Source organism: Sulfitobacter sp. (genome assembly GCF_039977885.1).
In the GTDB taxonomy this organism is placed as follows: Bacteria; Pseudomonadota; Alphaproteobacteria; order Rhodobacterales; family Rhodobacteraceae; genus Sulfitobacter.
On sequence record NZ_JBDWCI010000020.1, the window covers coordinates 701,219 to 723,840 of the forward strand.

The 22,622-nt window shown below is 58.3% G+C and carries 21 protein-coding genes; 10 read left to right on the forward strand and 11 right to left on the reverse strand.

Features of this window, described 5'->3' with window-relative positions; translation table 11 throughout:
- Positions 1 to 4: 4 nt before the first annotated feature.
- Entirely contained in the window at positions 5 to 457 is a 453-nt protein-coding gene (locus ABJM03_RS17095; protein ID WP_348419054.1) for an ATP-binding protein, read from the reverse strand.
- Between the two features lie 18 nt (positions 458 to 475).
- Positions 476 to 814, reverse strand: coding sequence for an STAS domain-containing protein (locus ABJM03_RS17100; RefSeq protein ID WP_348419055.1), 339 nt, complete (start codon positions 812 to 814; stop codon positions 476 to 478).
- Positions 815 to 902: 88 nt separating this feature from the next.
- Between ABJM03_RS17100 and ABJM03_RS17105 the strand changes: the two genes are divergently transcribed.
- The 9 genes from ABJM03_RS17105 to ABJM03_RS17145 all read left to right on the forward strand — a co-directional run bounded on the left by ABJM03_RS17105 (position 903) and on the right by ABJM03_RS17145 (position 11,436).
- Positions 903 to 2,075, forward strand: a complete 1,173-nt coding sequence (locus ABJM03_RS17105) for an acetyl-CoA C-acyltransferase (RefSeq protein WP_348419056.1) — start codon at positions 903 to 905, stop codon at positions 2,073 to 2,075.
- A 47-nt stretch (positions 2,076 to 2,122) separates the two neighbouring features.
- On the forward strand, positions 2,123 to 2,581 hold the full coding sequence (locus ABJM03_RS17110) for a GAF domain-containing protein (protein ID WP_348419057.1): 459 nt from the start codon (positions 2,123 to 2,125) through the stop codon (positions 2,579 to 2,581).
- 88 nt (positions 2,582 to 2,669) lie between these two features.
- Positions 2,670 to 3,242 carry a helix-turn-helix domain-containing protein gene (locus ABJM03_RS17115; protein ID WP_348419058.1) on the forward strand — a complete coding sequence of 191 codons (573 nt, stop codon included), beginning with the start codon at positions 2,670 to 2,672 and terminating at the stop codon, positions 3,240 to 3,242.
- A gap of 14 nt (positions 3,243 to 3,256) precedes the next feature.
- Positions 3,257 to 3,877, forward strand: coding sequence for a LysE family transporter (locus ABJM03_RS17120; RefSeq protein ID WP_348419059.1), 621 nt, complete (start codon positions 3,257 to 3,259; stop codon positions 3,875 to 3,877).
- An 80-nt stretch (positions 3,878 to 3,957) separates the two neighbouring features.
- Entirely contained in the window at positions 3,958 to 6,405 is a 2,448-nt protein-coding gene (locus tag ABJM03_RS17125) for an FAD-dependent oxidoreductase (RefSeq protein WP_348419060.1), read from the forward strand.
- The gene (locus ABJM03_RS17130; RefSeq protein ID WP_348419061.1) at positions 6,402 to 7,304 is read left to right on the forward strand and encodes a homocysteine S-methyltransferase family protein; all 903 of its coding nucleotides are present in this window, start codon (positions 6,402 to 6,404) and stop codon (positions 7,302 to 7,304) included. Before ABJM03_RS17125 ends, ABJM03_RS17130 begins: the two co-directional genes overlap by 4 nt.
- Positions 7,305 to 7,316: 12 nt before the next feature.
- Entirely contained in the window at positions 7,317 to 9,761 is a 2,445-nt protein-coding gene (locus tag ABJM03_RS17135; RefSeq protein ID WP_348419062.1) for an FAD-dependent oxidoreductase, read from the forward strand.
- Between the two features lie 66 nt (positions 9,762 to 9,827).
- A complete protein-coding gene (gene rarD, locus ABJM03_RS17140) occupies positions 9,828 to 10,736 on the forward strand; it encodes an EamA family transporter RarD (protein ID WP_348419063.1) in 909 nt (302 codons plus the stop codon).
- A 52-nt stretch (positions 10,737 to 10,788) separates the two neighbouring features.
- Complete coding sequence (locus tag ABJM03_RS17145; RefSeq protein WP_348419064.1) at positions 10,789 to 11,436, forward strand: pseudouridine synthase; 648 nt, start codon at positions 10,789 to 10,791, stop codon at positions 11,434 to 11,436.
- A gap of 73 nt (positions 11,437 to 11,509) precedes the next feature.
- On the opposite strand, the gene ABJM03_RS17150 is transcribed toward ABJM03_RS17145, so the two are convergent.
- Entirely contained in the window at positions 11,510 to 12,937 is a 1,428-nt protein-coding gene (locus ABJM03_RS17150) for an aldehyde dehydrogenase family protein (RefSeq protein WP_348419065.1), read from the reverse strand.
- A gap of 127 nt (positions 12,938 to 13,064) precedes the next feature.
- Between ABJM03_RS17150 and ABJM03_RS17155 the strand changes: the two genes are divergently transcribed.
- Entirely contained in the window at positions 13,065 to 13,718 is a 654-nt protein-coding gene (locus ABJM03_RS17155) for a peroxiredoxin (protein WP_348419066.1), read from the forward strand.
- Between the two features lie 52 nt (positions 13,719 to 13,770).
- Here ABJM03_RS17155 and ABJM03_RS17160 read toward each other — a convergent pair whose 3' ends face one another.
- The 8 genes from ABJM03_RS17160 to ABJM03_RS17195 form a co-directional block, all read right to left on the reverse strand.
- Positions 13,771 to 14,448: an outer membrane beta-barrel protein gene (locus tag ABJM03_RS17160; protein WP_348419067.1), complete on the reverse strand. Its 678-nt coding sequence runs from the start codon at positions 14,446 to 14,448 to the stop codon at positions 13,771 to 13,773.
- 165 nt (positions 14,449 to 14,613) lie between these two features.
- Positions 14,614 to 15,174: a L,D-transpeptidase gene (locus ABJM03_RS17165; RefSeq protein ID WP_348419068.1), complete on the reverse strand. Its 561-nt coding sequence runs from the start codon at positions 15,172 to 15,174 to the stop codon at positions 14,614 to 14,616.
- Positions 15,175 to 15,504: 330 nt separating this feature from the next.
- Positions 15,505 to 17,637, reverse strand: coding sequence for a polyribonucleotide nucleotidyltransferase (pnp, locus tag ABJM03_RS17170; protein WP_348419069.1), 2,133 nt, complete (start codon positions 17,635 to 17,637; stop codon positions 15,505 to 15,507).
- A gap of 195 nt (positions 17,638 to 17,832) precedes the next feature.
- Positions 17,833 to 18,375, reverse strand: coding sequence for a cytochrome b (locus ABJM03_RS17175; protein ID WP_348419070.1), 543 nt, complete (start codon positions 18,373 to 18,375; stop codon positions 17,833 to 17,835).
- Between the two features lie 161 nt (positions 18,376 to 18,536).
- Complete coding sequence (locus tag ABJM03_RS17180) at positions 18,537 to 18,950, reverse strand: hypothetical protein (RefSeq protein WP_348419071.1); 414 nt, start codon at positions 18,948 to 18,950, stop codon at positions 18,537 to 18,539.
- Positions 18,951 to 18,999: 49 nt separating this feature from the next.
- Complete coding sequence (locus ABJM03_RS17185; RefSeq protein WP_348419072.1) at positions 19,000 to 20,115, reverse strand: serine/threonine protein kinase; 1,116 nt, start codon at positions 20,113 to 20,115, stop codon at positions 19,000 to 19,002.
- Positions 20,116 to 20,227: 112 nt separating this feature from the next.
- The gene (locus ABJM03_RS17190; protein ID WP_348419073.1) at positions 20,228 to 20,752 is read right to left on the reverse strand and encodes a hypothetical protein; all 525 of its coding nucleotides are present in this window, start codon (positions 20,750 to 20,752) and stop codon (positions 20,228 to 20,230) included.
- Positions 20,753 to 20,806: 54 nt separating this feature from the next.
- Entirely contained in the window at positions 20,807 to 22,597 is a 1,791-nt protein-coding gene (locus ABJM03_RS17195) for an OmpA family protein (protein ID WP_348419074.1), read from the reverse strand.
- Positions 22,598 to 22,622: the final 25 nt, after the last annotated feature.

A 22,622-nucleotide genomic window follows, 5' to 3' on the forward strand; every position in this document is an offset into this window, starting at 1 on the left:
CGCATCAGATCCCGACAGGAAGCAGGATTGTCAGGTGGTTTTCGTGTTTTACGCGGGCATATTGAACTTTTGTGGCCAAGGTATGAATCATGAACCAGCCATACCCGCCTTCGGGTAAATCCTGAACCGGAACGTCGACATCAGGCTGCAAGCCGATTGGTGCAACCCCTTTGGGCATCGGCACCCCGTGATCAATGATCGTCAACTCCAGACCTTGAGGGCTAGCGTCGCCGCGTATCGTGATGCGCGTTTGAATCACCGAGGCGCTGAGGGCGTGTTCGATGATGTTATTGAGGGCTTCTGCCAGAACAAGCTCGACCGTGCCCGCCTCATCCTTGGAGAGCTTGAGGTCACACAGGCGGGCCATTGTTTTTGTCAGGCCACCGCGCACAGCATCTTCACGTCCGGGCAGTGATACTGTGAAAGGAGCTAGTCGGGGGCTTTCAGCCATTGCCATGCATCCGTCCATTTTCATTCAAGTCCGAAGCGCGCTGAGCGCCGCATCAACGGTTGCATAGACGCCAAACACCGAATCCATACGGGTCAGGCGGAAAACTTTTTCCACAGTGGGCGTGAGGCCCGCCAGCGCCAGTTTGCGCGCGGGACTGAGGTTTTTCATCGCGGCGACAATCGCGCCAAGCCCGCTTGAATCGATAAATTGCACATGGTTGAGATCAAGCAGCACCGTTTCCGAGTGCCCGTCGGAAATTTCCCGCATCTGGTCCTTGAAGGTCAGCGCGACAGCCGCGTCAATGCGCTGGTGCTGTACGGTGACGATCTGGAGACCTGATTCTTTTGAGCTGGTAAGTTCCATGATATAATCCTGCAAACATTGCGTGGGAGCATCGTTAAAGCCAATTGGCTAAGAATAGGTAAGCGCTGGATCAATCGGGAGAAGAGCCATGCAAAAAGTTGTGATCGCGGGAGCGTCGCGCACGCCGATGGGCGGGTTTCAGGGCGTGTTTTCGGAAATGACGGCGGCCCAGTTGGGCGGTGTTGCAATAGGCGCGGCGCTGGAGGGGGCCGGCTGTGCGCGTGTGGACGAGGTGATCATGGGCTGTGTTTTGCCAGCGGGTCAGGGGCAGGCACCGGCGCGGCAGGCGGGGTTTGCTGCGGGTCTGGGTGAAGAAGTGCCTGCAACGACGCTCAATAAGATGTGCGGATCGGGGATGAAGGCCGCGATGATCGGGTTTGACCAGATCGCGTTGGGCCAAGCCGAAGTGATGGTTGCAGGCGGGATGGAGAGCATGACCAATGCGCCTTATGTTTTGCCCAAGATGCGCGGCGGTGCGCGGTTGGGGCATGGGGCGGTGATTGATCACATGTTTCTTGACGGGCTAGAGGACGCATATGACAAGGGGCGCTTGATGGGCACCTTTGCCGAAGATTGCGCCGAGACATTTCAATTCACACGGCAGACGCAGGACGACTATGCCTTGGCCTCCTTGAGCCGTGCGCTGGAGGCGCAGGAAAACGGTGCATTTGCGGATGAGATCTGCGCGGTGGATGTGGTGTCCCGCAAGGGCACGGTGACGCAGGAGGCCGACGAGCAACCCAAAACAGCGCGCCCTGATAAAATCCCCCAGCTTAAACCTGCCTTCCGGGAGGGGGGGACGGTCACGGCGGCAAATTCCTCGTCGATTTCGGATGGGGCGGCGGCCTTGGTGTTGGCCTCAGAGGAGGCGGCACAGGCGCAGGGATTGCCCGTGCGCGCGCATATCATCGGGCATGCCAGCCACGCGCAGGCGCCTGGCTTGTTCACCACGGCACCGGTTCCTGCCGCGCAAAAGCTGTTGCAGCGGATCGGTTGGCGCAAAGAAGATGTGGATTTGTGGGAGGTGAACGAGGCTTTTGCCGTTGTGCCGCTGGCCTTCATGCGTGAGATGGGGCTGGACCATGCCCAAGTGAACGTGAATGGTGGCGCTTGTGCGCTGGGCCATCCGATTGGTGCCTCTGGTGCGCGGATCATCGTGACATTGCTGAATGCGCTGGAAAAACGCGGGTTGAAGCGGGGTGTGGCGGCGATATGTATCGGGGGCGGCGAAGGCACGGCGATTGCCATTGAGCGCCCATAAACACAAGCGGCCCTGAGTGGTTGTCTTCCTTATCTGCGGAACAAAGAATGCCTGTTGATTATACTGACCTGTCCAAAACTCTTGCCGCGCTGACCGAGGGCGAAGACGACGCCGTGGCGCTGATGGCGACGGTTGCTTGCGAAGTGCACCATAGCGATGACCGCTTTGACTGGACCGGTTTTTACCGTGTCACGGGGCCGGAAGTGCTCAAGATCGGGCCGTATCAGGGCGGGCATGGGTGTTTGGTGATCCCTTTTGCGCGTGGGGTTTGCGGCGCGGCGGCGCGCAGCGGGCAGGTGCAATTGGTCGCAGATGTAGACGCCTTCCCCGGTCATATCGCCTGTGCCAGCTCTACCCGCTCCGAGCTGGTGCTGCCGGTGTTTGGCGCGGGTGGGGTTTTGCTGGGTGTGTTTGATATCGATAGCGACCAGCCGAATGCTTTTTCGCAGGCTGATGCGGATGCGTTGGAAATTATTTTGAAGGAAATTTTCAGCGACGTGAAATAATCCTATCTTTTTTCACGGACCCCTGACAGAGTTTCACCAAGGCCCGCGCAGGATCGAGTCGCGGGTGCGGTTTCTTTGTTGAGGTGTCATGCAGCACGACCTTCCCCAAAATGCTTTGAGCCTTGGTGCGGATATCCGTGCCTTGCGGCGGGCGCGGGGACTGACGTTGGCGGATACGGCGCAGGCCCTGGGGCGTTCTGTGGGGTGGCTCAGTCAGGTGGAGCGGGATAAATCCGAGCCTTCGATCACCGATTTACGCCAGATTGCCGCCTGTTTTGATGTGCCCATGTCGATCCTGTTCCGCCATGAGGCCGCCCCAGCGGATGAGGCGGGATTTATCGTGCGGGCAGACGCGCGGCGGCCGATCGGCTCTTCCGTGGCGGGGCTGGTGGAGGAATTGCTGTCGCCTGACCTGACCGATGATTTCGAGATGGTGCATTCCACGTTTCAGCCACACAGCCGCATCCGTGAAGCAGTGACCCGTCCAACCCAAGAAGTGGGCTATGTCCTGTCGGGGGAGCTGGAGATCGAGATCAACGGCACGGCCCATAGTCTGAGCGTTGGCGACAGTTTCCGTATTCGCGGAGAGCCGTTCCGCTGGGCCAACCGCACCGCAGACCCCGCCGTGGCGATCTGGGTCATTGCGCCGCCGGTGTATTAGGGGAGTGTGTTGAGATGAGCTTTCACGCATGGAGCATCTTTGCGCTGTTTTGGGTGGTGTTTGTGACCACGCCGGGGCCAAATGCGGTGAATTGTATCAATAACGGTATGAATTTGGGGATGCGCCGCGCCATGGTGGGCGTGTTGGCGATCCTGACCCAAGCCACGCTGTTTTTGCTGTTGTCAGCGCTGGGCATCACCGCGCTGATTGCCGCATCGCCAATGGCTTTCACCGCGGCCAAGCTGATCGGCGCGGGTTTTCTGATCTTTCTGGGTCTGCGTGGCATTTGGAGGGCGGGGACGCCCGTGCGGGTGGAGGAGCGTCCGGCGCGGTCGGTCTATTTGCATGCGCTGGCCATCGCCACGATCAATCCCAAGAGCGTCGCAGGCTATCTTGCTGCGTTTTCACAGTTTGTGCAGCCGGATGTCCCGATCTGGAATCAGATGTTGGTGATTGTGCCAACGGCGCTGACGCTTACCGCGCTCAGCTATACGGGATTTACTGCGCTGGGTGCGGGGCTAGGGCGTGCGGCGCTGGGCGCTGTGTTCAACGTCTGGGTGCGCCGCATTATGGGGCTGTGTTTTATCATCTACGGCGTGCTGCTGGGCAGTGCGACCACACCTGCGCGAGGGTAGCACATGCTGTGTGATCGCCCCCGTATCATTCGAACTGACACCGCCGATTACTATGGCAGTCCAAAAGAGGAGCAAGAGACATGAGCGATTTCCCCACCACAGCCCGCGTGGTCATCATTGGCGGCGGAGTCGTCGGCACCTCGACGTTGTATCATCTGGCCAAAGCCGGTTGGAAAGACTGTGTTCTGTTGGAAAAGAACGAGCTGACGGCGGGATCAACATGGCATGCGGCGGGGAATTGCCCGAATTTCTCGAGCAGCTGGGCCGTGATGAACATGCAGCGTTACGGGCTAGAGATGTACCGCACGCTGGGCAAAGACGTCGACTATCCGATGAATTACCATGTCACCGGCAGCTTGCGCCTTGCGCATAGCAAGGAACGCATGATGGAATTTGAGCGTGTGGCCTCAATGGGGGCCTATCAGGGGTTGGATATGGGGATGCTCACCCCCGCCGAGCTGAAGGAATATAATCCGTTCATGGAGGTGCATGACCTTGAGGGGGGCATGTGGGATCCGCTGGATGGGGATATTGACCCTGCGCAGTTGACGCAGGCCTTGGCCAAGGGCGCGCGCGAGGCAGGGGGCCGGATCGAGCGGTTCTGCCCTGTTACCGGTCTTGACCGTGTGGGCGACGACTGGATCGTGAAGACCGAAAAGGGCGATATCAAAGCCGAGATTGTCGTGAATTGTGCGGGCTATTACGCGCAGCGCGTGGGTGAGATGTTCAAGCCCTTTGGCGGGCGCACGGTGCCGATGGTGGTGATGAGCCATCAATATTTCCTGACCGGCCAGCTGCCCGAGCTTGAGGCATGGACCAAGGAGAAGGGCCATAAGATGCCTTTGGTGCGGGATGTGGATATTTCCTATTACCTGCGGCAGGATAAATACGGGCTGAACCTTGGCCCTTATGAGCGCAACTGCAAGGCGCATTGGGTGACCCCTGAAGACCCGATGCCCGAGGATTTCTCCTTCCAGCTTTATCCAGACGATCTGGAGCGGTTGGAGTTCTATATCGAGGACGCCATGGAGCGGGTGCCTTTGTTGGGGCAGGGCGGGGTTGAGCGGAATATCAACGGGCCGATCCCCTATGCGCCTGACGGGCTGCCGATGATTGGCCCGATGCCTGGCGTCAAGAACGCCTTTGAGGGGCACAGCTTTACCTTTGGCATCGCACAGGGCGGCGGTGCGGGCAAAGTGCTGTCCGAATGGATCATGCACGGCGAGACCGAGTTGGACATGTGGGCCGTCGATCCGCGCCGCTATACGGATTACACGGATCACGATCATTGTCTGGCCAAGGCGCTTGAGACCTACGGCCATGAATACGCCATGCATTTCCCGCGCCATGAATGGCCAGCAGGCCGCGACAAGAAGCTGTCGCCGCTGCATGATCGGCTGTTGGCGCTGGGCGGTCAGATGGGGGCCTATAATGGCTGGGAGAGAGCCAATTGGTTCGCCAAAGACGGTGATGATACCTCTGAGGAAAGCACCCAGACGTGGGACCGCGCTGGCCCTTGGGCCGTGCGTATCCGCGAGGAGGTCGAGGCGGTGCGCGACGGTGTAGGCGTGCTGGACCTGCCGGGGTTCTCGCGGTTTGAACTATCGGGCGCGGGGGCGGCAGAGTTTCTGCGCGGCCGGATTGCCGGTGGCCTGCCCAAAGTGGGGCGTATGAACCTTGCCTATTTCCCCGATAGCCGCGGGCGGATTCTGACCGAGATGTCGATCATGCGGCATGGGGAGGATGCCTTTACGTTGATCACGGCTGCCACAGCGCAGTGGCATGATTTTGACGTGCTGAACAATGCGCTGCCCGAGGGGCTGTCCTTGACGGATCACACAACCGAGCTGTCGACGTTGATTGTGAGCGGGCCGAAATCGCGCGCGTTGTTTGAGCAGATCGGCACGGATGCGGATTTGAGTGCCACGTGGTTGTCGCTCCAGGACGCGACAGTTGCGGGCATTGCGTGCCGTTTGGCGCGGGTGTCCTTTGCGGGGGAGCTGGGCTGGGAAATCCACGCGCCCTTTGCGGATATGCCTGCGCTTTATGATGCGGTGTTGGGCGTGGGGGCTGTGCCTTTCGGGATGTATGCGCTCAACTCCATGCGGATGGAGAAAGGATACCGCGCGTGGAAGGGCGATTTGTCGACGGATTATTCGCTGCTTGAGGCGGGGCTGGACCGTTGGGTCAAGCTGGATAAGCGGCAGGATTTCCCCGGCAAGGCAGCGCTGCAGGCCGAACAGGCGCAGGGCGTGAAGAAGCGTTTTGTGACCATGATCGTCGAGGCGGGGGATCAGGACGCGCCTTATATGTCGACGGTCTACCATGACGGCAAAGTCGTGGGGGAGACGACCTCGGGGGATTGGGGCTACCGCATTGGCAAGTCAATCGCGCTGGGCACTATTCGTGCGGATCTGGCGGTGGCGGGAACCGAGTTGGAGATCAACATTTTCGGACGTATGTGCAGGGCAACTGTACAACCGGATCGCCCCTTGTGGGATCCCGAGAATGAAAGATTGAAGGCATGAGCAACATCACCCTTTTGGACGGCTCGATCGGGCAGGAACTGGTCACCCGCAGCGATAGCACGCCGACGAACCTGTGGTCGACCAAGGTCATGATGGAAGAGCCGCATCTCGTGCGGGCGGTGCATGACGACTATTTCGCCGCCGGTGCCACGATTGCGACGACGAACACCTATCCCGTTCATCTTAGCCGGCTGGAGCGGGCAGGCATGGCGGACAAACAGGCAGAGCTGATCGACACCGCCGTGGCACAGGCCACAGCGGCACGGGATGCGCATGGATCGGGCCTTGTGGCTGGGGCGTTGGGGCCGTTGCTGGCGTCCTTTCGCCCTGACCTGATGCCGGATGTGGGGCTGGCGACGGATCAGTTTGCCCGGATTATCACGAGAATGGGCGATGATATCGATATCGTGCTGGCCGAGACCGTCAGCTCGTTGCAGGAAGTCGAAGGCGTGTTTCAGGGGTATGTCGCGTCTGGCAGCACCAAACCGCTTTGGATGTCGTTTTCCGTGGATGATGAGGACGGGACCAAGCTGCGCTCGGGGGAGCCGCTGTTTGTGGTGACCGAGATGGTGAACCATTATCAACCGGCCGCCGTTTTGCTGAACTGCTCTATGCCCGAGGCGATTGATGCGGGGCTGCCGATGCTCACCGATTGCGGCCTGCCGTTCGGTGCCTATGCCAACGGGTTCACCAAGATCACGGATGCCTTCAAGCTCGACATGCCCACAGTGACATCGCTGGATGCGCGCAATGATCTGACGCCGGATCTATACGCCGATCACGTCATGCGCTGGGTCGGGGCAGGGGCCACTATCGTCGGGGGCTGCTGTGAAGTTGGCCCTGCACATATCGCTGAAATCGCCCGCCGTTTGCGCGATGCGGGTCACACCATCGTCTAAGAAAGGTCTGTCATGGCTCAGGTTCCTGCGCATGCGCGCGTGGTCATCATCGGGGGTGGCGTTATCGGTTGTTCGGTTGCCTATCACCTGACCAAACTGGGGTGGAAAGATGTTGTGCTGTTGGAGCGCAAGCAGCTTACCTCGGGGACAACATGGCATGCGGCGGGCCTGATTGCGCAGCTGCGCGCGACGGCGAATATGACCAAGCTCGCGAAATATAGCCAGGAGCTATATGGCAATCTGGAGGCTGAGACGGGGGTGGCCACGGGGTTCAAGCGCTGCGGTTCCATCACCGTGGCGCTGAGCGATGAGCGGCGCGAAGAGATCTTTCGCCAAGCGGCCATGGCGCGGGCCTTTGGCGTGGATGTCGAGGAGATATCCCCCGCTGAGGTGAAAGAACGCTATGCGCATCTGAACATCGAAGGCGTCACCGGCGGTGTTTATCTGGACAAGGACGGGCAGGGCGATCCGGCGAATATCGCGCTGGCGCTGGCCAAAGGCGCACGGATGCGCGGCGCGCAGGTGATTGAGCGGACGGCAGTAACGGGGATCCAGAAAGATGGCCGCCGCGTGACTGGGGTAGATTGGCAAAGCGGCGAGGAGAGCGGCCATATCACGGCAGATATGGTCGTGAATTGCGCTGGCATGTGGGGTCATGACGTGGGGCGTATGGCAGGGGTGAATGTGCCGCTGCATGCTTGTGAGCATTTCTATATCGTTTCCGAGGCCATCCCGAACCTGACGCAAATGCCGGTGCTGCGCGTGCCGGATGAATGCGCCTATTACAAGGAAGACGCGGGCAAGATGCTGTTGGGCGCGTTTGAGCCCAATGCCAAGCCTTGGGCGATGAATGGCATTCCCAAGGACTTTGAATTTGACCAACTGCCCGAGGATTTTGACCATTTCGAGCCGATCCTCGAGGCGGCTATCGAGCGGATGCCGATGCTGGCCGAGGCAGGTATTCATACCTTCTTTAACGGGCCAGAGAGCTTTACCCCTGATGATGCCTATCACCTTGGGCTGGCACCAGAGATGGACAATGTCTGGGTTGCGGCGGGGTTCAACTCGATCGGGATTCAATCGGCTGGCGGGGCGGGTATGGCGCTGGCGCAATGGATGGATGAGGGGCAAAAGCCCTTTGATCTGGGGGATGTGGATATCAGCCGCATGCAGCCGTTTCAGGGGAACAAGACCTATCTGTTTGAGCGTAGTAAAGAGACGCTGGGCCTGCTATATGCAGATCACTTTCCCTACCGGCAAAAGGCGACTGCGCGGGGCATCCGGCGTACGCCGTTCCATGCGCATCTGTTGGAACGGGGCGCTGTCATGGGCGAGCTTGCCGGATGGGAGCGGGCCAATTGGTTCGCGCGGGAAGGGCAAACGCCCGAATACGCGTATTCGTGGCAGCGGCAGAACTTCTTTGACAATGTGGCCGAAGAACACCGTGCCGTGCGCAGCAATGTCGGCATGTATGACATGTCATCCTTTGGCAAAATCCGTGTTGAGGGGCCTGATGCGGAGGCATTTTTGAACTATATCGGCGGCGGGAACTATACGGTGGCGAATGGTAAGATCGTCTATACGCAGTTCCTCAACCACCGCGGCGGGATCGAGGCAGATGTGACCGTGACGCGCCTGTCCGAGACGGCCTATCTGGTGGTGACCCCTGCGGCCACGCGTCTGGCGGATGAGACATGGATGCGTCGCCATCAGGGCGATTTCAACGTGGTGATCACCGATGTGACCGCAGGCGAAGGTGTGCTGGCTGTGATGGGGCCAAATGCGCGCAAGCTGTTGCAAGCTGTCTCCCCTGCGGATTTCAGTAATGCGGTGAACCCTTTTGGCACAGCGCAAGAGATCGAGATCGGCATGGGGCTGGCCCGTGTGCACCGCGTCACTTACGTGGGTGAGCTTGGCTGGGAAATCTACATGAGCGCGGATCAGGCGGCCCATGTGTTCGAGACGCTGTATGAGGCAGGGCAGGAGATGGACCTGAAGCTGTGCGGCATGCACATGATGGACACCTGCCGGATCGAAAAAGGCTTCCGCCACTTTGGCCATGACCTCACCTCTGAGGATCACGTTCTGGAGGCGGGGCTTGGCTTTGCGGTGAAGACAGACAAGCCCGACTTTATCGGCCGCGAAGCGGTTCTGGCGAAAAAGGAGGCAGGGCTGGAGGCGCGTCTGGTGCAGTTCAAGCTCAGCGATCCTGAGCCGCTGCTGTATCACAACGAGCCTGTTCTGCGGAATGGTGAGATTGTCGGCTACCTCAGTTCGGGGGGGTATGGTCACCATTTGGGGGCTGCGATGGGCATGGGCTATGTGCCGTGCAAAGGAGAAACCGCGGCCGAGCTGTTGGCGTCGGATTTCGAGATTGACGTGATGGGCACGCGGGTCCGCGCCGAGGCGTCGCTTAAGCCGTTTTATGATCCCAAATCCGAGCGGGTGAAGGTGTAACGGGTACAATCTAGCGCTTTCAGGCGTGGGCGGTTTGCCCTAGGCCTGAAAGCGAGGGAGAGTATCATGGCAGCACAACAGACACAGGACACACCGCAGGGGCTTTTGTTTGCGGGGGGTGCTTATGTCGTCTGGGGCTTTTTGCCGCTTTATATGAAGCTGCTTGGCCATATGCCCGTGAGTGAGGTGATTGCACATAGGGTTATTTGGTCGGTGCCGATTGCGGCGCTGGTGCTGATCGCGCTGGGCCGGACATCCGACCTGCGCGAGGCGTTTCGCAATCCGCGCATGGTGGCGATGGGCTGTGTGACGGCGGCGTTGATTACGGCGAATTGGGGTATCTATATTTACGCGGTTGTGTCGGGGCATGCGCTGGATGCGGCGATTGGATATTATATCAATCCGTTGTTCAGCATTTTTCTGGCTGCTGTGTTGCTGGGAGAACGGCTGAGCCCTGCGCAGATGATCGCGGTTGGCATTGCAGGGGTGGCGGTGTTGGTGTTGATTTTTGATGCTCAGCGCACGCCGTGGCTGGCCTTTGGGATGATGCTGTCATGGGGTGGTTATGCGCTGGCCAAACGGAGCCTGCCGATTGGCCCCAATCAGGGGTTTTTGATGGAAGTGCTGATCCTGCTGCCACTGGCTGTTGGCTATGTCATCTATCAGGTCGTCGCGGGGGACACGCATTTCATGGTGGGCAATGGGCGCGATACATGGCTGTTGTTGGGCTGTGGTGCGGTCACGGCAATCCCGCTGATGTTTTATGCCAACGGAGCAAAGCGGCTGCGCCTGTCGACCATCGGTATCATGCAATATATCGCGCCGACGCTGATCCTGCTCAATGCGGTGTTCATCTTTGGTGAGCCCTTTGGCCGTGCGCGGGCGATTGCGCTGCCGCTGATCTGGTTGGCGCTGGTGATCTACACGGTTTCGATGCTGCGGCAGATGCGGGCAAAGCGGGTCGCGGAGGTGTGAGGCGGTCTGGGACGGGTTGAAAACCTGCGCCCCGCGTGGGACTGAGGCAGCTATGAGCACAGCCTACGATCCTCCCATGGACCCGCTTGAGGTCCTGCACCTCGATCATGAAGTCATTCTGGTGAATAAGCCTGCGGGCTTGCTTTCGGTGCCGGGCCGAGGGCCGGAGCTCGCGGATTGCCTGTTGGCGCGCGTGCAGGCGGCTTTTGCCGATGCGCTGCTGGTGCACCGTTTGGACCGCGATACCTCAGGGGTGATGATCTTTGCGATGACGCCCTATGCCCAGCGGCATCTGGGGTTACAATTTGAAAAGCGGATGACCAAAAAGACTTATGTGGCGCGGGTGTGGGGTGTGCCCACCGAGAAATCAGGCACGGTCGATCTGCCGTTGATTGTGGATTGGCCAAACCGTCCGCGCCAGATGGTCTGTCATGAGACCGGCAAATCTGCGCAAACCGATTGGCGCGTGGTCAAGACTGATGGGGAGACCTCCCGCGTGCGCCTGACGCCGCACACCGGGCGCAGTCACCAGCTGCGGGTGCATATGCTTAGCCTTGGGCATCCGATTTTGGGCGATCCCTTTTATGCGACGGGGCCTGCCTTGGCCTATCCGCGCATGATGCTGCATTCAGAAGAGCTGCGGTTTAAGCATCCAGATGGTGGGCAGAACACAAAAGTGCGCGCAAAGGCGCCGTTTTAATTAAAGCAGAGCAAGGATGAAAAAAGGGCCGCCCATGGGCAGCCCTTTGTTGTTGTGACATGTGTGGGGGGGCTTATTCAGCCGCCCAGCCTGAGACGGCTTTAACTTCGAGGAATTCCTCGATACCGAACACACCGCCTTCACGCCCGTTGCCCGATTGTTTGTAGCCGCCAAAGGGCGAGCCTTTGGCAAAGCCCTGACCGTTTGTCTCAACCATACCCGAGCGCAGACGGCGCGCCACGCGGCGGCGTTTCTCGGTGTCCGTGGTTTGGACATAGTTGGTCAGCCCGTAAGGCGTGTCATTGGCGATGGCGATGGCCTCTTCTTCGGTCTCGAAGGGGATGATCGACAAGACAGGGCCAAAGACTTCTTCGCGGGCGATGGTCATGTCGTTGTTCACATCGGCAAAGACAGTCGGTTTGACGAAATAGCCGCGGTTCAGACCATCAGGGCGGCCAAGGCCACCTGCGGTCAGCCGTGCCTCGGAGATGCCTGTTTCAATGAGGCCCTGAATTTTGTTGAACTGCGCCTCGGAGACGACAGGGCCGATGTGCTTGCCTTCCTCGGAGGCAGGGCCGACATGGGTGTTGGTGGCCACTTGGGAGGCCGTGGCGACGGCTTCGTCGTAGCGGGAGCGGTGCACCAGCATCCGTGTGGGGGCGTTGCAGGATTGGCCCGAGTTTTGGAAGCAATGGCGCGCGCCACGTTCGACCGCCTGCGGGTCGGCATCGTCAAAGATGATGTTCGCGCCCTTGCCGCCCAGCTCGAGGCTGACGCGTTTGAGCGTGTCGGCAGCGGCCTTGGAGATGGCGATGCCTGCGCGGGTAGAGCCGGTAAAGCTGACCATATCGACGTCTGGATGGGCGGAGAGCTGGCTGCCCACACCGACGCCGTCGCCGTTCACAAGGTTGAACACACCAGCAGGGAAGCCCGCCTCATGCATGAATTCGGCAAACAAAAGGCCGGACAGCGGGGAGACCTCAGAGGGTTTGAGGATGACGGTACAGCCTGTGGCAATCGCAGGAACGACCTTGAGCACGATCTGGTTCATTGGCCAGTTCCACGGCGTGATCAGCGCACAAACCCCGATGGGTTCGCGCAGGGATTTTTCGCTCGCGGTAAAGTCGCTCTCAAAGGAGAAATCCTCAAAGGCCTCAAGAAACCCCTGCATGTGCCAGCTTCCTGCGCCAACTTGTGAACCTCGGCTCAGGTCGATGGGCGCGCCCATCTCAAGGGATATGGCTTGGGCCATTTCTTCGGCGCGGGCGTCATAAATTTCGGCCAGCTTGCGGATCAGGGCGATGCGCTCTTGCTTGGAGGTTTGTGACCAGCTGTCAAAAGCCGTGCGCGCGGCGGCGACGGCTGCATCTGTATCGGCTGCATCGCCCAGCGAGATAACGGCGCATTGTTCCTCGGTTGAAGGATCAATAACGGCGAAGTCATTTGCAACAGCGGGGGCAACCCACTGACCGTTGATGTAGAAATTGCGGTGCTCAAGCATGTGAGACTCCTATGCTGAATTTGAGGTCACTGTGTCACCACGGCAGCGCCCCCGCAAGACGGCTCTGGAAGTTGCTGTGCGAATGATTAGGTTGACATCGAGTGCTTAAATTAATGGAGAGTCGAAAATGAGTTTGCGCATTAATGATACGATCCCCGATCTGACAGTCGAGACCGATCTGGGTACGATTTCGCTGCATGATTTTGTGGGCGATAGCTGGGCGATTTTGTTTTCGCACCCCAAGGATTTCACGCCTGTTTGCACCACCGAATTTGGTGCCGTGGCGCAATTGGCGGATGAGTGGGCAAAACGCGGGACCAAGGTGTTGGGCGTGTCGGTAGACGGCGCAGAGGACCACAAAAAGTGGAAAGGCGACATTGAAAAAGTCGGCGGTTCCAAGGCGGGGTTCCCGATTGTGGCGGATACCGATCTGACCCTGTCCAAAGCGTTTGATATGCTGCCAGCCGAAGCTTACCTACCTGATGGGCGCACGCCTGCAGACAGCGCCACAGTGCGGTCTGTGTTCATCATCGGGCCGGACAAACAGCTGAAGCTGTCGATGACCTATCCGATGACCGTTGGCCGTAACTTTGCCGAAGTACTGCGCGCACTGGATGGGTTGCAGACCTCTACGGGCAATGGCGTGGCCACGCCTGCGAACTGGAATGTGGGCGATGATGTGATCATTCCTGCCAGCGTTTCAGACGAGGATGCAACGGCGAAATTCGGTGAATTCACAACTGTGCTGCCCTATCTGCGCACAGCAAGACTGCCGGGTTGATCCCGACAGGCGAGCGGCCCCTGCTGTAACGATAACGCAGGGGCCGCTGGTCTTAGAATGCGAAGCGCAGGCCGACGTTGAGGTTCACGGTGCTGATGTCATCCGACACAGTACCGGTAAAGCCGGCAGGGCTGGTCCGTGCGCTGCTTACATTGAAGTCACGAATGTAGCGCGCATCGCCGAAAATGCTGACCTTTTCGTTGATCGCATAAGATGTCCCAAGGATTAGCTGGGCGCTGAAATCGGTGCTGGTGTCGTCGATCTGAACGGTACCGGGTTGTGCGCCATAGCTAAGGCCAAGATTGCTACGCGCAATGCCGATGCCTGCACCAAAGTAGGGCGTAAAGGCCGTGTTGGTTTCGATATCCGCGATGAGATTCGCAAAGACACGGGTGGTTTTGATTTCCCCATCTACATTGTTCTCAGATTCAGGACCGTTGCCGGAAAAGCCGATGCTGTCCGCGTTGCTATCTGAAAAAGACAGCTCAAGCTCGGTCCGCAGCGAAAGGGGGCCTTTGGCCAACGCAGGCAGCTTGTAGCCAAGGGCGACGCCCAAACCAAAACCGGTGTCAAAATCGCTGTCTACGGTTTGCCGCCCGCCCGGAGGGGTGATCGTACCGGAGAATGACGGGTCTTGAATGAGTGACGCGCCGCCGAAGACAGAACCATAAAAATCCTGTGCGGCGGCAGGAGAGGCGGCAAGGGCAAGGGCGATAACGGCGAAGCGCATGAATGTTTCCTTTAAACTGTGTGTGTGCCCCGGAAGGTAAGTCACAGACAGTTGAAAGCTCAAATCACTCTAACCACACGTTTCATAACAAAGAATTTGGACGTAAACCCCAAATAAAAATGAATAAATTCAGCACTCCTTGCGGGTGCTGAATTCTCTTTTTTATCAGTGCAGTACCACGCGCGTGCCAGTGGGAACGCGGTTGTACAGGTCGATCACCTGTTCGTTGATCATGCGGACACAGCCATTAGAGACACGCGCGGCCACGGTCTGCGGCTTGGGTGTGCCGTGAATACGCAGGTAGGTGTCGCGGTCGCCCTTGTAGAGGTAGAGCGCGCGGGCACCCAGAGGGTTCAGACCGCCGCCTTCCATGCCGCTGGCGTATTGGGCGTAAATCTGTGGCTCGCGGCGAATCATTGCGGGTGTCGGTGTCCAGCGCGGCCATTCCGCTTTGCGGCGGATGCGGAAGGTGCCGGATTGATAGCGCTCGTCCTTGCCGATCCCTACTGTATAGCGGATCGCCTTGCCGCCGGGCATGGTCCAGTAAAGCGCAAAGTTGCCGGGATCGACGTGGATCTCATCCGGGCCGAATTCGGCCTTGATGTCGACGATGCGGGGTTGCAGGTCATCGGGTACACGATACCCGCCGGTCGCGGCGAGGGTCGGGCCTGCTGCGAGGGCTGCGGCACCCGAAAGGATCAGTGTTCGGCGGTCAAATAATGACATGGCAGTGTCTCCGGATAAAAAGTGATTCAAGAATATAACGCTTAAGCTAACCTATTTGGTTCCAACCTGTGAGTCAGGTTTCTTTCTATTTTCATTCCTGCGCTCCCTGAAGCGGGGGGTGCTTAAAGTTAAGGCAGTGAGAAAAACCTCATAATTCCAGTTTCATAGGTGAACCTAGGAGCCGCCGCGCCCTAGAATGTTAGAGGTCATTGTATCAATGTTCAGGGGTGTTTGCGCTACGGGTCGCAGATTGCGGCGGGCAGATCACCGCGAAACAAAAAAAGGCCCCCGCGTTTCCGCAGGGGCCTCGGTATTTGAAGATGGAAGAAATTACTCTTCTTTTGCTTCTTCTTTGACTTCTTCGCCAGTTTCCTGATCGACCACTTTCATGGAAAGGCGCACCTTGCCACGATCGTCAAAGCCCAACAGCTTCACTTTCACTTCCTGACCTTCTTTCAGAACGTCGGAAGGGTGGTTCAGGCGGCGGTTTTCGATCTGGGATACGTGTACCAGACCGTCGCGCTTGCCAAAGAAGTTCACGAAAGCACCGAAATCGACGATTTTCACGACCGTACCGGTGTAGACTTTGCCCTCTTCAGGCTCGGCCACGATGGAGTAGATCATGTCGTAGGCTTTCTTGATCGCTTCGCCGTTCGGGCTTGCGATCTTGATGGTGCCTTCGTCGTTGATGTCGACCTTTGCGCCAGAGACTTCGACGATCTCGCGGATGACTTTACCGCCAGAACCGATCACTTCGCGGATTTTATCCGTTGGGATCTGCATGGTCTCGATGCGTGGTGCGTGCACAGAGAATTCCTGCGCGCCAGTGATGGCTTTGCCCATTTCACCAAGGATGTGCAGACGGCCCGCTTTGGCCTGCGCCAATGCTTTTTCCATGATCTCTGGCGTGATGCCTGCGATCTTGATGTCCATCTGCAAGGACGTGATGCCTGCTTCGGTACCGGCAACCTTGAAGTCCATATCGCCGAGGTGGTCTTCGTCACCCAAGATGTCGGAGAGGATTGCGTATTCGCCATCTTCTTCGAGGATCAGACCCATCGCAACACCAGCAACAGCGGATTTCAGCGGAACGCCCGCATCCATCATCGACAAGGAGCCACCGCAAACGGACGCCATGGAGGACGAACCGTTGGATTCTGTGATCTCGGACACAACGCGGATCGTGTATGGGAAATCGGTGGCAGCTGGCAGAACGGCCTGAAGGGCGCGCCATGCGAGTTTACCGTGGCCGATTTCACGACGGCCTGGAGGGCCCACGCGACCAACTTCACCAACCGAATAGGGAGGGAAGTTATAGTGCAGCAGGAAGTTGGATTTGAAGTTGCCGTGCAGCGCGTCGATGAACTGCTCGTCGTCTCCGGTACCCAATGTGGTCACAACCAGACCCTGCGTTTCGCCGCGTGTGAACAGGGCAGAGCCGTGCGTACGGGGCAGAACGCCGGTTTGGGATACGATGTCGCGGATCTCGTCAGTCTTACGACCGTCGATGCGCACACCGGTTTTCACAACGTCACCGCGCAGGATGGAGGCTTCGAGGCCTTTCATCGCAGAGCCGAGGTTCGCATCGCCTTGCTGCTCTTCGGTCAGCGCGGCCAAGATGTTTTCGCGTGCGGCGGCAACAGCGGCGGTGCGCTCTTGTTTGTCACGGATAGCGAAGGCGGCGCGCATTTCTGTCTCGCCTGCTGCTTTGACGGCTGCCGACAGGTCGGAGTAGTCAACCGGTTGGAAGTCAAACGGCTCTTTTGCAGCGCTTTCGGCCAGATCAATGATCAGGTCGATGACGGGCTGGATTTGCTCGTGGGCGAATTTAACCGCACCCAGCATTTCTTCTTCCGACAGCTCGTAGGCTTCGGATTCAACCATCATCACGGCATCTTTTGTACCGGCAACAACCAGATCAAGGCGCTGATCAGGGTTGTTTTTCAGGTCCTGCATGTCGTCGATTTCAGGGTTCAGGATGTAATCGCCACCCTCATAACCCACACGGCAAGCAGCAATCGGGCCCATGAACGGCGCGCCAGAGATGGTCAGCGCAGCAGATGCCGCAATCATTGCAACCATGTCAGGGTCATTCACCAGATCGTGGCTCAGAACTGTACACATCACCAGAACTTCGTTTTTGAAGCCGGGGACGAACAGCGGGCGAATTGGACGGTCGATCAGGCGGGAGGTCAGCGTCTCTTTTTCGGTAGGACGCGCTTCGCGCTTGAAAAAGCCGCCTGGGATTTTACCGGCGGCGTAGTATTTTTCATTGTAGTGCACGGTCAGCGGGAAGAAATCCTGACCCGGCTTTTGCTTGCGTGCAAAAGTCACGTTCGCCATTACGGATGTCTCGCCATATGTGGCGATGACGGAACCGTCAGCTTGGCGCGCAACTTTCCCTGTTTCAAGTGTGAGCGTCTCTTCGCCCCACTTCATAGATTTTTTAACTTCGTTAAACATCATCGTTTCCTGTGTTGGCCCCCAACATCACGGGCGGCCCTTTGCATAGAGGGCGTATTCCCTCTGACCCCGATATCTTGCTTTGGTCACCGCTGGGGTCTTGGCGGCGGCTTTCAGATAGGTGGGCGTGTATAGCAGATTTACAGCGATGGGAAGGGAGCGGCTGTTTAGGCGGTAAAGCAGACTGGCGAAATCTTACCGGCCTGCCATCGTGGCCAGAACATCATCCCGCTTGATCATACGGTGCCAGACAAGGGCCATCAGAATGTGGCCAAGGACCACCAGCGCAAGAATCCAGCCCATTTCACCATGCCATTCCGCAGGTGCCTGCATCCAGGCGAATTCCGCGGCTTGGGGCGAAAATATCTCAAGGCCAAGATAGCTTAGGCCGCGCGTGCTGCCCGCAGAGGCAAGAATGCGAACGCCCGGGACGATAATCATCAGCGCATAAATCAACGCCTGTCCGGCACTTGCCGCTGTGCCCATCGGGCCTGAATGTGAGGGGCGTCTTTTAAGGTTTACCAGTCCCCAAACACCGCGGATCAACACCAACAAGAAAAGTGTCGTGCCTAATGTGATATGGTAGCTCCACAGCGTTTCGCGAAGCGCATTTTCGCGGGGAAGGGCCCAATGCGCCGCCGCTGATAAAAACTGTGCGGCAAACAGGATGGCCATGCCCCAATGCAAGACCCGGCTCACAAGGCCGTAGCGGTGCGGGTTGTCTATTACTTGCGTCACAATCTTCTCCGAAAAAATCACATTACGGGTACTATACGTTCGATCCGCCAGATTTGTTGCAGATTTTTATAATTCGTTCGAAAACTGACGGGCACCTCGCAAGAAGCGCGGTAGAAAATAGGAATTGGAATCCTGAGGCACCCGCCTGTGACGGCCATGCTTTATTTTGACGGTAGCTGATGCGCGGCTTGGGTCAGGGTTTCGACCAAATTGCTCAGGAACCCGTCGGCAGTCACATCAATCCGGAGCGCATCCTCAGCACCACAAATCGTGAAAGGTTGGGGAGAGAGTTTTTGTAGCTCACGTAGGCTTTTGCCACCCCCATGTTTCAGCACATTTGCCGCGAGGTAATAGTGGTACACCGACTGGGCAAGCGCGGCATGTCCTTCACCCGCCAGCTTGTTGCGGAGCTTTACAAAGAACGGGCCGCGGGCAAAATTATGTTGCAGGCGGGCCTCAAAGGCAGAGACGGTCTCGACCGTGATTGCCTCGATTTCGGCGGTGTCCGCTTGTGGGCTGTCAGCAACCGCTTGGGCATTGGCAAGCAGCTGGGCGACGTCTGGGGTGTCAGTCATGGCATGGTCCTTTGATAATCGTTCACGCCATAACTGGCTTTGATGTCTCTTACGCGCTCAGGCTCGGGAAGTAATCCTCGCAATTGCCGATCCGGTGGACGTCTGCCGTGCAGCAATGCAATCCGCCGCCAAAGGCATAGGCGTCGCGCAGGTCAACCTCGACAACTTCCATGCCGAGTTTGTCCATCTGTTCCGCCTGATAGACCTCGGATTTCTCGACGCAGACGGTTTTCGGGTCCAGTACCAGCACGTTCATCGACAGCCACGTCGAAGAGTAGCACAGCGGCGGCGGGGTGTTATGCGCAGGGCTTGCGGCGTCCACAATTTCCCAGCCGTTGTCATTGTACATTTTGCGCTGCTCTTCGGGCAGGCGGCGGTGCGGGTTGTTGAGTATAAGACCCGGGCGCAGGGGCGTAAAAGTCGCGTCAATGTGGATGGGGTAGGGATCACCGGGGAAGTTGACCGTGTGTACGCGGTGGTCGGGGAAGTGGCGGCGCAGCCATTCGATCCCTTTGAGATTGGTGGTAAACCCGTGCTGCACCACCAGATCACGGCCAAAGCGCAGAACATCAGCGGCGTCAAACAGCGGCTCTTCCTCGGTGGTGACAAAATGGCGCTCTTCGGCCCATTTGAGGCGTTGGGCATTGCCGATTTTATCGTTGAGGTAGTCGGGATGGTAATCGGCATCCGTCAGGCGCGGTTTGGGCGCGGCTTCGTGGCGGAAATTCGGATCTTCGTCGAAATACTGCTGCATCAACGGACGGTAGTTGAGGTATTCAAACCAACGGCAGCGGTAGCTCATCGTGGCTTCCAGCATCTCACTGCCGACGGTCAGCAGCACATCGCGGGGCGGCATACAGCCGAACTGGCTGTCTGTGTGAAAGTCAGGCGTGGTCGCCGCGACAGAGTGATCAATGGAAGTAGGACGGTCCACGCGGATACCGCGTTTTTGTAACATAGCCGCAAAATTATCCAGCAGCTCGTTCGCGCGGTCTATGGTTTCCTGCGGACGGCGGCCCCACTGGCCGCGCATATCGCTGTCCTCGGGGACCTTGGCATCCAGCGCGGGTTCTTCGGGGGGGATGTGACAATCATCGGCGCGGCCCACGATTACATGTTTCAGCGGGTCCCATTCATTCCAGCTGTTGACGATTGTTTTGGTCATTTACTCACCCCTGATAGATTAACTGCACTAGGCTTAGGAGCAAAGGTGAAGCGGAGCAAAGAAAAAGAGCGGGCATTGCGGCCCGCTCTGGTGGTCATCAGCTTTCAAAGCCTCAGCCTTTGGCAAGAACCTTGGCCTGTGGCTGCCATTTGTCGCGTGTCACGCGACCTTTAAAGCCCTCAAGGTTGTCGTCTACCCACGCCACTTCGGCAGGGGTCCAGTTGGCGATCTGGTCAAAGTGGTAGTAGCCAAGATCGTGCAGCATGCCTTCCATCTTTGGGCCAACGCCGTGGATCAGTTGCAGCTCATCTGCCGTGCCACCGCGAGGGGCTGACAGGCCTTCCGGCTTTTCGGCTGGGACGGGTGCTGTGTCTTCAACAACAGCAACGGGCGCAGCAGGTGCAGGTACAGGCGCAGGTGCCGGTGTGGGGGCCGGTACTTGGGCCTGCGCCTCAAGCTTGGCTGTTTTGCGGGTGCAGCTATCCAGATCGGACTTCAGGCGCGTGTTCTCGGCGCGGATGGCGTCGATTTCGGAGGCAGAAGGCTTGCCATAGCGCCAAATCAGCCAACCCAGAAACAGGCCCAGAATGAAAGCAGCCAGCAGGTAGAGAAAAATTTGTGTCAAAAGATACGTCATGTCGGTTTCCTAGAACTTTTGTATTTGTATTTGGATCAAGAGGGCGGGCGCGGTTCAGCGCGCCTGCCATTCAAACGAGATGCGGCGGTTTTGTTGGCGGCCTTCAGGGGTCGCATTGTCGCCAATCGGATTTGTTTCGCCAAAACCGACAGGGCTAAGTGTGCTTTCGGGCACACCGCGATCCATCATGAACTGTGCGATAGCCTGTGCGCGGCGTTCGCTGAGGTTCTGGTTGTCCGCATCGCTGCCTTGGCTGTCGGTGTGACCGCCGATTTCAACAGCCAGACCGCTGTCTGCACAGGCAAGTGCGATACCGGTCAAACGTTCCAGAACCTCCACCGAATTATTGCGGATATTTGCAGTTCCGCTGGCAAAGTTGATCTGGGTATTCTCCAGAACATCACCCGCCCGGGCGCTGCATTGTGCTGCAATCTCCGTGACACCCGCAAAGGTGTCGGCGTTTGCCGCAACCAGTGTCGCAGGGGCATTGCGCAGCTCGTCGATGGTTGCGTCACGATCGGCCACCTGATCCGTGAGGGTCGCGATCTGTGTCGTTGTCGCAGCAAGCTCACCCTCAAGGCGGCTGACCGTGTTACCGGTTTCGCGCAGATCGGCGGTCAATTCCTCAATGGTGCCCGCCTGTGTGCTGATTTGTGCGCGCAGGTCAGCGTCAGCTTGCTGTCCGGAATTCAGCGATGCGGTTTGCGTTTCCAGCTGCTCGGTAAGATCGGCCACTTGGGTGTTGAGCCCGTCGATGGTTGTATCGCGTTGTGCCAGTTGTCCCTGCACCTCCGACAGTTCCTCGTTCAGCGCGGCAGTGCTTGACTGCGTTGCATCGAGGCTGCCGCGCAGGGCTTCGAGGTCGGCCACTGCCGTGTCGCGCTCACCGGTGAGTGCTGCAATGGATTGTGCAAGCGTTTCGCGCTCGGTCCCGAGGCTGGTTACCGTTTGCGACAGGACATCGCGCGCCGCTGTCAGCCCTTCAACGTTGTTCGCCAGCGCGTCACGCTGTGCGATAACATCCGCAGTGGATGCATCACGCGCGGCAATCGCGCCATCGCGTTCGTCGGTCATATTGGCCAATGCTGTGCTCAGCGTGTCGCGTTCGCCGGTCAACGTGCTGATAACGCCATCGCGCTCGGCCAGAAGACCTTCAAGGGCCACGACGTTGCTTTCCAAGCCGGAAATCTTGCCGTTTGCTGTGTCCAGCTTTTCGGACAGGCCGGTTGTGATGCGCGGTGCCGAGACAAAAGCCTGCCAGCCAGCGCGTTCTGCCAGTGAGGCATTGAGCGCCAGCGCATCGCCATTGGTCACACCTGAAAGCGTATAGCTGTCCGGCGCGACGGAGAGCGTGCCTTGTTCCAGCTTGGAGAGTTGGGCAAGGCCAAAGTTGGCCTCATCGGTCCAGCTGCCCGCAGCGGCCCCTACTGTCATTGCGTCCACAACATCGCTTTCGGTGCTGTCGGCTGCGGTTTGCAGCAGGGCAGCGCGTGTCGCATCGGAGGGGACTGCGCCGGTCAGTGTGATCCCTTCAGGGGATTTCACAGCCTTCAGAAAGCCGCCGCCGTTCTGGAAGGTCAAACCGTCGATTGGTCCGAGGGAACCATAAGTTGCGTCTGCTGTGTCGAGGTAAGCTGTTTCCGTTGCAGCGTCATAGACGATCCCGCTAAGGGTGACGTGGCGGCCGTCGACATCAATTTCGATATCTTTTGCGTTCGCCGCAGCGAGGTCTTCTGTCACCCGTGTCCGGATGTCCGCCTCGATATCTTCTGATTTTAACCAAAGTGCAGAATAAAAAGTAAGCAGCGTGACCAATAGCACAGCTGCAATAAGTATAGACTTCATGGGTTCCCTCCAAGTTTCTTATTGG